General features: G+C 69.8%; 9 protein-coding genes. 6 read left to right on the top strand and 3 right to left on the bottom strand.

The window, feature by feature from the left end; all coding sequences use genetic code 11:
• Positions 1 to 135: 135 nt before the first annotated feature.
• Both ACWD3C_RS31010 and lysS read left to right on the top strand, forming a co-directional pair.
• On the top strand, positions 136 to 591 hold the full coding sequence (locus ACWD3C_RS31010; RefSeq protein ID WP_451149485.1) for a hypothetical protein: 456 nt from the start codon (positions 136 to 138) through the stop codon (positions 589 to 591).
• Positions 592 to 689: 98 nt separating this feature from the next.
• Entirely contained in the window at positions 690 to 2,432 is a 1,743-nt protein-coding gene (lysS, locus tag ACWD3C_RS31005; protein WP_451149484.1) for a lysine--tRNA ligase, read from the top strand.
• A 138-nt stretch (positions 2,433 to 2,570) separates the two neighbouring features.
• On the opposite strand, the gene ACWD3C_RS31000 is transcribed toward lysS, so the two are convergent.
• From ACWD3C_RS31000 to ACWD3C_RS30990, 3 genes are all read right to left on the bottom strand, one after another.
• A complete protein-coding gene (locus ACWD3C_RS31000) occupies positions 2,571 to 3,284 on the bottom strand; it encodes a DUF6461 domain-containing protein (RefSeq protein WP_451149483.1) in 714 nt (237 codons plus the stop codon).
• An 81-nt stretch (positions 3,285 to 3,365) separates the two neighbouring features.
• Positions 3,366 to 4,763 (bottom strand): NucA/NucB deoxyribonuclease domain-containing protein, encoded by a 1,398-nt coding sequence (locus tag ACWD3C_RS30995; RefSeq protein WP_451149482.1) that lies wholly within the window; start codon positions 4,761 to 4,763, stop codon positions 3,366 to 3,368.
• A 125-nt stretch (positions 4,764 to 4,888) separates the two neighbouring features.
• Positions 4,889 to 8,284: an ALF repeat-containing protein gene (locus ACWD3C_RS30990; RefSeq protein ID WP_451149481.1), complete on the bottom strand. Its 3,396-nt coding sequence runs from the start codon at positions 8,282 to 8,284 to the stop codon at positions 4,889 to 4,891.
• Positions 8,285 to 8,843: 559 nt separating this feature from the next.
• Here ACWD3C_RS30990 and ACWD3C_RS30985 point away from each other — a divergent pair.
• From ACWD3C_RS30985 to ACWD3C_RS30970, 4 genes are all read left to right on the top strand, one after another.
• The gene (locus ACWD3C_RS30985) at positions 8,844 to 10,151 is read left to right on the top strand and encodes a hypothetical protein (RefSeq protein WP_451149480.1); all 1,308 of its coding nucleotides are present in this window, start codon (positions 8,844 to 8,846) and stop codon (positions 10,149 to 10,151) included.
• Positions 10,152 to 10,174: 23 nt separating this feature from the next.
• The gene (locus tag ACWD3C_RS30980) at positions 10,175 to 10,771 is read left to right on the top strand and encodes a DUF6461 domain-containing protein (RefSeq protein ID WP_451149479.1); all 597 of its coding nucleotides are present in this window, start codon (positions 10,175 to 10,177) and stop codon (positions 10,769 to 10,771) included.
• A gap of 184 nt (positions 10,772 to 10,955) precedes the next feature.
• Positions 10,956 to 11,483 (top strand): hypothetical protein, encoded by a 528-nt coding sequence (locus ACWD3C_RS30975; protein WP_451149478.1) that lies wholly within the window; start codon positions 10,956 to 10,958, stop codon positions 11,481 to 11,483.
• A 48-nt stretch (positions 11,484 to 11,531) separates the two neighbouring features.
• A partial coding sequence (locus ACWD3C_RS30970; RefSeq protein WP_451149477.1) for a trypsin-like serine protease occupies positions 11,532 to 11,876 on the top strand: 345 nt, incomplete at its 3' end.

Here is an 11,876-nt window from a genome sequence, read left to right as displayed (position 1 = left end):
GCTGGTGCCCGCGCTGGTCGGTGCGGGCGGGGCGGTCGCCGCGGCCTTGATCACCGTGGTCTTCGGCAGCGCGACCAACACGTTCAGGTCGAGGCCGGTGACGCCAAGCCCGCTCCCGCCGCCGCCACCGTCACCGTGACCCCGTCGGCCCGGGAGCAGGGCACCGGAGGGGAACCGAGTGCCCAGTCCACGCAGTCGGCGCTGCGCCGGGAGCAGAGCGGGATCGCCCTCAACAGCCCCTACAGCATCGACCTGGACTCGCAGGCGGACAACTGGGCAGTGGAGCGATACCGGGTCGACGGCAACGATCTGTACCTCAACGGAGGACTCAACAACGAACGGATCGCCGTGGTCACCGGGCAGACACCCGAGCCCGGGACGTGTGACCAGCAGACCCGGTTCAGCTCGGGGATCAGCAGCAGCGAACTGAAGGACGGAATGGAGCTGTGCGCCCGCACATCCGGGGGGACGGTGGTCCTGGGTCACCGTCACCGACGTGATCGACGGTGGTGCCGCCGTCACCCTCGACATCCGGGTGTGGAACTGACCCGCCGTTCCGGCCGGGCCGGCTCCGAGCCCGGCGGCGCCTGACGACAACGCGTTTTCGTAGTTGTGGGGAGAGCTGGGAGAATGAGGCGGGCAGCTGTGCGACCGTACCGGCTGTGGTCGAGTAACCAGAAAAAGAGGACGTGCCGATCGTGGCTCAGAGCACCGAGACCACCGACTGGGTCTCCCGTTTCGCGGATGAGGTCATCGAGGAGTCGGAGCGTCGGGCGCCGGGCAAACCTGTAGTTGTCGCCTCGGGGCTGTCGCCCTCGGGCCCGATCCACCTGGGGAACCTCCGGGAGGTCATGACCCCGCACCTCGTCGCCGACGAGATCAGGCGGCGGGGGCACCAGGTGCGGCACCTCATCTCGTGGGACGACTACGACCGGTACCGGAAGGTGCCGAACGGTGTCGCGGGCGTCGACGAGTCCTGGGCGGAGCACATCGGCAAGCCGCTCACCTCCGTGCCGGCACCCAAGGGCTCCGGCCACCCCAACTGGGCCGAGCACTTCAAGGCCGCCATGGTCGAGTCGCTGGCCGAGCTGGGCGTCGAGTTCGACGGGATCAGCCAGACCGCGCAGTACACCTCGGGTGTCTACCGCGAGCAGATCCTGCACGCGATGAAGCACCGGGGGGACATCGACGCGATCCTCGACCAGTACCGGACCAAGAAGGCCCCGGCGAAGAAGCAGTCGCAGAAGCCCGTCGACGAAGCCGAGCTGGAGGCCGCCGAGGGGTCGGGAGCGGCCGCCGAGGACGACGGCAGCTCCGGCGCCGCCGGGTACTTCCCGTACAAGCCGTACTGCGGCAACTGCGAGAAGGACCTGACGACGGTCACCGCGTACGACGACGACTCGACCGGGCTGACGTACGCCTGCACCGCCTGCGGCTTCTCCGAGACGGTCCGGCTGAGCGAGTTCAACCGCGGCAAGCTGGTCTGGAAGGTCGACTGGCCCATGCGCTGGGCCTACGAGGGCGTGATCTTCGAGCCCAGCGGTGTCGACCACTCCTCGCCGGGGTCGTCGTTCCAGGTCGGCGGGCAGATCGTCGGCATCTTCGGCGGCAAGCAGCCCATCGGGCCGATGTACGCGTTCGTCGGCATCAGCGGCATGGCGAAGATGTCCTCGTCGCGGGGCGGGGTGCCGACCCCGGCCGACGCGCTGAAGATCATGGAGCCGCAGCTGCTGCGCTGGCTCTACGCCCGCCGTCGGCCCAACCAGTCCTTCAAGATCGCCTTCGACCAGGAGATCCAGCGGCTGTACGACGAGTGGGACCGCCTCGACGCCAAGGTCGCCGACGGCAGCGCGCTGCCCGCCGACATCGCCGCCCACTCGCGCGCCGTCAGCACGGCCGCCGGTGAGCTGCCGAGGACGCCCAGGCCGCTGCCGTACCGGACGCTCGCGTCCGTGGCCGACATCACCGCCGGGCACGAGGACCAGGCGCTGCGCATCCTCAGCGAGCTCGACCCGGCGAACCCGCTGGGTACGTTGGACGAGGCCCGGCCCCGGTACGACAAGGCCGAGGCCTGGATCAACACCCAGGTCCCCGCCGACCAGCGCACCATCGTGCGGGACGAGCCCGACGCCGAGCTGCTGAAGTCCCTCGACGAGCAGGGGCAGGGCTCGCTGCGGCTGCTCCTCGACGGGCTGGACGACCACTGGTCGCTGGACGGGCTAACCCACCTCGTGTACGGCGTGCCCAAGGTCCAGGCCGGATTCCCCGCCGACGCGACGCCCAAGGAGCTGCCGGCGGAGATCAAGACACATCAGCGGAAGTTCTTCGCGCTGCTGTACCACCTGCTGGTCGGGCGTGACACCGGGCCGCGACTGCCCACGCTGCTGCTGGCGGTGGGGCAGGAGCGGGTGCGGAGGCTGCTCGGGGAGTAAGTCCGGTTCTTACGGGGTTGGGGGCGCCCGGCGATCGACGCCGGGCGCCCCCATGCCGTCCGGCCCACTGCAAGGTCCCGAGCGGTCTTCGGATTCCCGGCTCCCGAGCGGTGTCGGCGCGCCGCACCGGACCGGCCGTCAGGCGCGGTCGTCCGGTGCCTCCGGCTTCCCGGGGACGAGTCGGCCGATCGGTTTCCCCAGTCCACGTCGGCCGGCCCGGCCGACAGGCGGCGGGGACGCGAGCCCGCGCCCGTGCGCCGAGGGGCCCTGCGTGTCAGGTCCGAGCGGTCCGCTGCGGCGGAGGACGGTGGGCAGCGGACCGTTGACGAGCGCGGTGTCCAGACGGACGCCGACCAGTTCGCTCAGCACCTCCCAGAGCGCACGGTGCCGGGATGCAGGGTCGGGACCCTCCCCCGTCTCGCCGGCACGCCGCTCGATCGCGCGGTGAAGGCCCAGTGGTGCTTCCTCCGACGGAGCGGGCAGCATGCCCAGTTCGAAACTCTCCACGTTCCGGCCGTCGCGCAGATGCTTGACGAACCGGCCCCCCTTGGGGTTCCGGAAGTAGTGGATGGTGTCCGTCCCCGCGGAGAGCCGTTCGAGCAGCCCCGGATCGAATCCCACCGGCAGCCAGTTCTCGAAGCAGAACGACCACGCGCCGGCCCGGCCCACGCGCAACACCGTCCCCTCGTCCGGCAGCCCGAAGGCCGCGTCGGACTCCTGACGCGTCATCGTCCGTGCCTGGGCCGGGTCGGCGTCGTAGCACCACAGGACGTCGTCCGGTGAGCGGTCGCGTACGAGATTGAAGGACACCAGCTGGTCGTGCGCCCAGCTCCAGGGGTTCGTCCAGGTCATCCGAACTCTCGCTTCCTTCTCTCTCGTCGCCTGCCTTGCCCCGTCCCTCCGGGCCCGGAGAGACGGGGCAAGGCTACGGCCTCAGGCTATGTTGACCAGGAACTTCTCGCCGTCCAGCACTCGTTCCTTCTCGAACGCCCAGCGGACCTTCGAGCCGGCCGAGCTGTTGTCCGGTTGCGGAACGTGGCCGCGTACGCAGGGCATGCCGGGGGTCGGGTCCGGGTCGCCTTCGACGGTGTAGATCCGCCAGACGCCGTCCTCCCACTGGGGAATGACCTCGGCGCACAACCCTCCGTTCGTGCCGCCCTCGTATGTGGCGGCGAAGGGGAACTCGTCGCAGGAGTCGTCCGGCACGATGTCCCTCAGGTGGACGAAGGGCTTCGCGCTCCGGTCCCCACAGGTCCGGGCCCTGCGTTCCTCCGCGCCGTACTTCGCACGGGTCAGCGGTGTCTCACGGCCCCAGCTGTCGACGAGAAAGTTCTGGGCCCACAGGTACGTGGCCGCGGCGGCGCCCTGGCCCGAGCCGGGGTCGCCCTGCACGTAGGGGGCCAGGCTCATCTCCACCGCGGGTCGGACGTGGGGGAAGACGCAGCCGGGGCCGGGCGAGGTGCCGCCGCCCGTCACGTCCCGTACGTCGTCGTCGCAGCGGATCTTCCGGGGGTTGCTCCAGCTTGCCGTCGGGTCCACGGGCGTGGCACCGGCGGTCGAGACATAGAGGGTGTACGACGTGGTGAACTCGACCGAGGTCTCGGGGGCAGGGCTGGAGGAGTAGGAGACGTCACCGCTGGCGGACTGGCCCACGGTGAGTGTCCTGTTGCCCCACCAGGGTGTGCTCTGCGTGGCGTTGCAGGAGTCGCACGACGACCTGAACTTGACGATCAGACTGGTGACCTGGCCGGTCGCACCGGTCATCCTCACGGTCACGTGCTCGTCCCAGGCGGTGCCGTCGGCCGGTAGCTCCGTGTTGGTCGACACGTCCAGGGTGCCGGTTCCGAGCTCGGTGCCCTTCTCGTTGTACAGCTTGTAGAGGACGGTCAGGCCCGTCATGCAGTAGTCGTGCCGGGTGTAGTTGAAAGTGCCCGGACTGGTGATCGTGCAGGTCGCCTTCGCTGCCTCTTCGTCAGCAGCAGCGGCGGCGGTGGTGGTGGTGGGGGCGGCGGCCAGGGCGGTGCGGGTGGCAGGCTTCGGGCTCGTGGTGACACAGACCCGGACGGCGCCCGCCGCGCGCTCGCTTGAGCCCGGGGCGGTGGAGTCGCACTGTTCGCCGGACGGTATCGGCACGGTGCTGGTCCGTATCGGGAGCGGGCTGTCGGGGAGGTCGGCCGGGTCGATCGTGGCCAGCGGGCGGGGCTCGTCCGCCTCGGGGGCCTTGGCCGAGGCCGCGCCGGTGGCGGCGGTCAGGGTCAGCGCGGTCAGCACGGATATCAGTGCCGACCGCAGACCTATGGATGGCAGGGGGCGATGTCTCATCGTTGTCATGCCTTCGTTGTCAGTGCGGGCAGGAGAAAGTCACCCGTCGCGGGACCAGGGACGGCCGGCGGGCCGCTCCACGGCCCTGGCACGTGGGGCCAGGGCCGTGGACACAAGGTCGGCCCGGACGGCGGTCAGAAGACTGACGACAGTCCGCTGGTGATCGAGGACACGAGCTCCTTGCCTTCCTGTGCGACCTTGTTGACCACCGGGGCCGCCTTCTTGGCGGCGGGGACCAGCCACTTCGACTGGCCGCGCGTGAACACGCTTGTGGCGGTGGTGATGGCGGACTCGTAGAACTCGCCGCTGGTGAACCCGTACTCGATGCCGGTGAACACGGTGCTCAGCGCGGCGGCTCCGAACGATATGGCGCCGAAGACCGCCGCGCCCGCGAGCAGCGGGGGAAAGGCGAGGCTGGCGAGGCCCAGGCCGACGGCGATGAGTCCCGTTCCGACGCTGACGTAGCCGAGGGCGTCGGCCCACCAGCCGGCGTCGGACCACCAGTCCTCCTTCCCGGGGTTGCTGCCGTTCGGGTTGACCTGGTCGTTGGTCTCGTTGTCGGCGGGGTCCCGGCCGTTCTCCCGTTCCCGGCGCGCCTCCTCGGCGCGCTCGCGGGCGGCCTCCCGGATCTCGGCTTCGCGCTTCTGGGTGGCGATGGCACGGGCCTCGCTGGCCGCGGCCGCCGCCGCGTTGGCGTCCCGGCCCGCGGCGAGCTCGGCCTGGTGGGCACTGGCCGCGGACGCCGCCGCGCTGTTGGCGGAGTTCACGGCGGAGCGGGCGGCGTCGATGGCCTTGTTCGCCGAGTAGTTCGCCGACCGGGCCGCTCCGCGGGCGGTCGCCGCCGCCGTCTTCGCCTGGCTCGCCGAGGCCCGCGCGTCCGCGGCCGACTTGTCCGCCGCATTGGCGTTCTGCCGCGCCTGCGTGGAGTATTCGTCGGCCTTCTGTGCCGATGCCAGCGCCTTGTCCGCCCAGTCCTGCGCCTCCGAGGCGGCCTCGCGGGCGTCCGCCGCCGCCTTCGACGCCAGCGCCGCGTTCTGCTGCGCCGTGTGGGCGATCTTGGCCGCGGCCGCGATCGCCCCGCGGATCGCGGCGATGTGGGTGGCCGAGTCGTGATCGAGCTGTGCCGCCGTGTACTGCACGACCTGGACGAAGTTCCTGCGCATCCACGTCGGCCCCTCCAGGGCGACCTCCCCGTACGCCTTGGTGTACTCGCCTCCGGTGGCGACGGACGTCGCGGTGGTGACGGCGTCGTCCTCCCGTACCGCGGCGGGGTAGGTGCGGTCGAAGAAGTCCTGCAGGGCCTGAGGGGTGTTCGCGTCGAGCGCGTCGTTGGCCGCCTTGATGACGGCCTTGCCGGGCTTCTCGTTGATGATGCGGGCGATCTGTACGCGGTTGTCGTCCTGCGAGGCCCGGATCACCCCGGAGGTGAGGAAGTCGCCCACCGCCCTGGCGCTGGAGCTCTCCAGAGCGGCCTGGGCGGCCTGGGCGATGGTGGGGTTGGATATCTGGGCGATGTAGAGGACGGTCTCCCGGTCGTCCTGATGCTGGGCGATGGCCCGGTCCAGGTCGACCCAGTTGAGTACGTCGTTGTCGCTGCCGGCCAGCGCGAACTGGGCGGCCTGACGCGTCCACGCGCCCTTGGCGGAGAGCAGACCGGTGGCGGCCTTGCGGCCCAGCGTGGTGGCGAGTGCCAGGTCGCCGTTCTCCCACAGGGCCTGCTCCGCCTGGGCGATCAGGTCCTTGACGGCTTGCTCGGTCTGTGCTTCCTGGGCGCGCTTGTTCTCGTACTCGGCCCGCTCCTCCGCCTCGATCCGGGACAGCAGCCGGGCCTCGTCCAAGGCCTGCAGCTTCTCCTCCCGCAGGCGGGCCAGCTCGGCGTCCCGCGCCGCCTGCTCCACCGCGAGGGCGTTCTCCACGGTCTCGGTCGCGGTGTTGGCCGCCTTCACCGCCTCGGCGGCGTGCGCGGTGGACTTGTTGGCGTAGTCGATGGCCTGGCCCGCGTACTTCACGGCCTCCTCGGCGGCGTCGGCTGCCTTGTCCGCGTGGTCGGCGGCGGAGTTGGCGGCGTCTCGCGCGGCGCGGGCCGCGGAGGCCGCCGTGTTGGCGAGGGCCTGGGCCGTGGAGGCGGCGTTGGTGGCGCGGTTGGCGGCGGCGGTCGCGATGTCGGCCTGGCGCTTGGCCTCCGCGGCCTGCGACTGGGCGACCCCGGCCGAGGCCGCGGCCTGCGCGGAGGCGTTGGCGGCGGCAGCGGCGTTGCGGGCGGCGGAGGCGGCCGAGGAACTGGCGTTGGCGGCCTGCGCGGTGGCGGACCTCGCGTAGTCGGCGGCCCTGGCCGCGGATCGGGCCTTGTCGGCGGCGTTGCGGGCGGCGATCGCGGCGTTCTTGGCCGCCTCGGTCTTGGAGGCGTCCTTGGAGGCGGCGATGGCGGCGTTGTAGGCGCGGGACGCGGCCCCACCGGCGTTCGACGCGGCCTGGGAGGCGGCGGTGGCCGCCCAGGAGGCGCGGCGGGCGGCGGTCACGGCGGCGTTGGAGGCGTTGATGGCGGTGCGGGCGGCGTTGGCCGCGCCCTTGGCCGCGCCGGCCGCCTTGCGGGCGGCGGACGCGGCCTTCCGCACGTCCTCCTTGGCGGCCGCGGCCTCGGCGGCGGCCTTCTCCGCCGCTTCCTTGGCCTCCTGGGCGGCGGTCTGGGCCCGCTCGGAGTTCTCGACGGCCAGGTCGGTCTCTGCCTGTGCGCGCTTGCCCTCCCGCTCGACGACCGCGACGAGTTCCTCGATGGTCGCCGCTTCCTGGTCGCGGGCGCGGGCGATGTGCTGGCCGGTGTCGAGGAACCACTGGACGTCCGACGCCGTCCCGCTCAGGGCGCGGTCGGCGTACTTGCGCACCTCGGGCCCGCCGTTGAACAGCATGGCGGAGACCTGGACCCTGGCATCCTCCAGGCGGGCCGTGTACTGGCCCTTCGTCAGGAAGTCCTCCAGCGCCTGCTGTGTACCCGCGTCCAGGGCGGCGGACGCCTCCCGCTGGACCGCCTTGCCGTCGGTGGCGGACACGGTGGAGGTCACCACGCGCAGGTCTTCCAGGAGAGCGGGCTTGAATCCGTCCTTGAGGAAGTCGGCTATGGCGCTGTCACCGTTGTCGAGGGCGGCGACGGCCTCGCGGCGCATGCCCTTGCCCGCATGGGCGAGGGCGCCGGCGACCGCGACGCGGTTGTCCTCCACCGTCACCTTCGGCAGTGTCTCGGCGAGGAAGGTCTGGATCTCGGCATTGGTGCCGTGAAGGACATCGGCAGCCGCCGCCTTGGTGGCCTTGCCGCCCGTCAACCACGACTTGACCACCTTCGCCCGTTCGGTGTCCGGCAGGGCGGGCGGGTCGGTCGCCGGGTCCTCGGTGGTGGCGGCGCGGGCCGTGGACGTGATCGACAGGGGAGTGGCGGCGGCGGCCGTCACAGCGGCGACCGCGCCGAGGAGGTGTCTGCGACTCCAGAACGTCGTCTGCATAAGAGTGTTGTCCTCGTCGTGTCTGTTGGCGGACAAAGCTGAGACACATCTGCGCCGACTGGCGCGGCGCAGAACTGCTGCGCAATGTACGGGACCATATCAACGCGTTCCGGAGCGGAAATCAATTGGTTTCGGAGCAAATTGAGCGACCGTCAGGGAAATTCTCACCAGGAGATCCAGTGTGGCGACCGGGAGAGTCGCGGCAGTTTTCACACTTCCTTCACAAAGATTGACGCAACCCTTCTGGAGTGTGTGCAGCGTCACGCGGAATCCCCAACTCCGGTGCGCTTTCGACCAGTTCGTGACTGGACGAGGGCGCCGGGAGGGGAGTGACATGGACGGACCGAAGCGAAGTCCGGGGGCAAGGAAGGTACTTCGGGTGGGGGATCTCTTCGAATTGCCGGCGCTTTCACGGCCACCTTGGTCCCGTCGGGTTTCCGACCGGCGGCCGCGAATTCAGGGCTGCAATGAAGGTGTGCGCCAACATTGCGGCGGCCGCGGCGGAGAAAACCCTTCGCGTGAGTTCCTGCGGGTTCCCGGGCGGCATGACAGTGCATCGGCGGCGCATCAGCAGCGTGTCAACAGAGAGAAGAGGATGGCCCTTCAGACACGGCAGGTCATTGCGCCCGTCGCTTCGTTCACAGCGGCGCTGTCCCTCGGCGTGGCGGGCGGCGCGGCCGCGTCCACCGACGAGCAGCGGGCGCCGGAGACGCAGCACCCGCTCACCACCGTCCCGCCTCCGGACTCGGCTGCGGGCAAGCCTCGCCAGGGGCAGGCCGACGTGACGGGCGACGGCTCGTGCTCCGCGATACCGTCGTCCGCCCGGGACGCCGCCGGCGGCGCGGTCGAGGGATGCGTCGAGTTCACGTCGCCGCGGACAGGGAGCGCGAGCCGGACGGATGCGACCTTTCTGAGCGCGACCGCGGAGGAGACCGGCGAGGCCGCCTCGACCCTCGCGGCCGAGGAGCCCGAGGACCCCGAGGACATCGATCCCGGCATGGACGACCCGATCGTCGAGGAACCAGTCACCCCCACCGCGTGCTCGGTGACGCCAGGGGTCTGGACCTGGACACGCACAGGCGGCATGTGTCTGAGCGGCCAGCAGGTGACCTACACGCTGTACGACGAGAACGGCAAGCAGGTGGGCCGGGGTTTCCTGCAGGTCAGCAGCAAGCTTGAGACCAGCTGCAAGAGCACCGACATACGTGAGCAGATCACGGTCAAGGTCACCGGCGTCGAGGGCCGGGTGACGAGCCTGAATGTCAAGATGACCGTGGACTGCGCCTCCGACTGCACGACGACCATGAGAACCCCGTGGTGGGGAACCCGTACGCTGACGCAGGGGCAGTCGGCCACGGGAGAAGTCACCTACGACGGAGCAGTGCCGTCCGCCAAGACGCGCTTCTCGTTCCAGACGCAGTACAAGTTGTACGTCACCGCAACGGGTGCCACGCCGGTCGACCCGAACGCCACGTGGGACAGCCCGGCAACGGCCATGATCCGTTGTGACACGGAGATGCCGACGCTCACCGGATGTGTGATACCCGACCCCGACGTGGATCCGGTCCTGGAGTTCAGCCTTTCCGACCCGGTGCACGCCTCCGCCTCCGCCGGCTATCTCTTCGCGCAGCGGCAACGGAACTGGGCTCCCCTGCACGGCATCAACTCGGCGAACAAGAGCATCGCGAACAACAACCGCAAGTACACGTGCGGTTCGAGGAGCAGCGACAAGTTCCAGAACCTGTTCCCGGGCCTCTCGGGGGTCGACTCGTGCGACGAGCAGTGCATTCGCGCGCACATCACCTTGCAGTCCAACATCTCCGCCGGCGGAAAGTACAGTTCGTTCAAGCAGATGAACCGCATCGTTGACAAGGACCCCTTCCTCGCTAATATCGTCGCCTGATAAATCTCGGCCCTTATTCAGATGTGGAGGAGGAAGTACGGGTGAATGAATCATTGTGCGGTCCATGGGCCTGGGTCGACCATGCGGATTCGTGGTGTGTGACGTTCACCCGGGGCATCACACCTGAAGAGATTCTTGTCCGGTACGGCGCTGCCCCCGGCCACGCCCGGCTCCTCGACCGGGAGCAGGCCCGGGACATCGCGGACGAGAGCCGTGCCAGGAAGGCCGAGGGGACGGTCCTGCGTGCGGGGTCGCTCGGTGACTGGTCGTTCTGCTTCGAGGAGTGGGGGGTCGACGGGACGCTGACCGAGGTGCTCTCCGCACTGTCCCGGGGCACCGAGACCTTCAGCGTGCTGCTGGGCGGGGACGGCATGAACGTATTCGCGCACTGGCAGGACGGAAAGTGCGGTGAATTGTTCGAGCCCGGGGAACCGGACGCCGAGCCGTCCCCACCGCACCCCTGGTGGGACGCGGTGCAGGCACGGTGGGAGACGTCCGGCGCGGATTACCCCGGACTCGCCCCGGTGATCGCGGCGGTGGCCGCGTACATGGGCGCCGCGCTGCAGGACAGCATGCTCGACGGATCTTTGCTCAGTGTCCTGATGGAGTACGACGTCTAGCCCCGGAGTATTCCCCGGTCGCGGCAAACATTCGTGCGCCTTTGTTTGTGCTGCCCACTGGACAGCAGGCGGGCAGCGCCTGGGGAAATTCGAATTACAGAGACCATCGCACCTGTCGATGGGCTGGATTGCAGACATCCAGCCGGAAGTAAAGGAATCCATTACTGCGATGAAGGCGAGATCCATGGTTGCGGCGAAGCCGCGTCAGAAGAAATTCATAGTGCGCATGCTGGGCGCGGCGGTGGCCGCCGGTGCCCTGGCGTGGACCGTGCTGGGGGCCGGCCCCTCCCGGACGGAAGCCGACGGCCCCGCTGTCGCCGTCGCCGACGAGGCTCCGGGCTACGCGGTCGAGGACTTCAACTACCCGCAGGCGGACAAGATCCTGGAGGAGCAGGACATCGTCCTCAAGCGCGGTGACGGCCACATCACGCTCGCCGACTGCGCGAGCGGCACCAACCTGCTGCAGGTCATGGCCCGGCGGAACGCGGAGACGATCTGCTTCAAGGTCACCGGCGATTCCGGCTGGCTGACCATGGAGATCCCCGCCGTCTATGTCATCCGGGGCAACGACTACAACACCGAGGTCGACATGACGGTCGGGTCCGAGGAGAAGACCTTCGAGATCGACAAGAACACCTGGACCGCGGTGGGCGAGAGCGCGGACGAAGAGGGCCGCGAGCACCTGCTCGTGGAGATCAGGACCTCCAAGTAGCGCCCAGCCGAGTCCTCTTGCCAGACCTGCCACCAAGGAACGGAATTCATGCGACACACCAGACCCGTGCGTCTCGCCGCGCTGGCGGCGGCCCTGACAGTAGGCCCGATCGCGCTGTGCGCCGTACCCGCCGCCGCCGTGACCGGCCCCGCCTCACCCGCCTCCGACACCACCCACGCCTACACCGCGCAGCTCATCATCGGCGGCCACGACCGCGGCTGCTCCGGCGTCCTGGTCGACCGCGAATGGCTGCTCACCGCGGCCAGTTGCTTCGCTGACGACCCGGCCGCCAGTCTTACGGTGCCCGCGGGCAAGCCGCAGCTGAAGACCACCGCGACCATCGGTCGCTCCGACCTGACGAGCACCTCCGCGGGGGCGGTGCGCGAGGTCGTC

It is taken from the genome of Streptomyces sp. NPDC002845, assembly GCF_053591955.1.
Note: the sequence above shows the minus strand (reverse complement) of the source record. Positions and strands in the feature narration are given on the sequence as shown.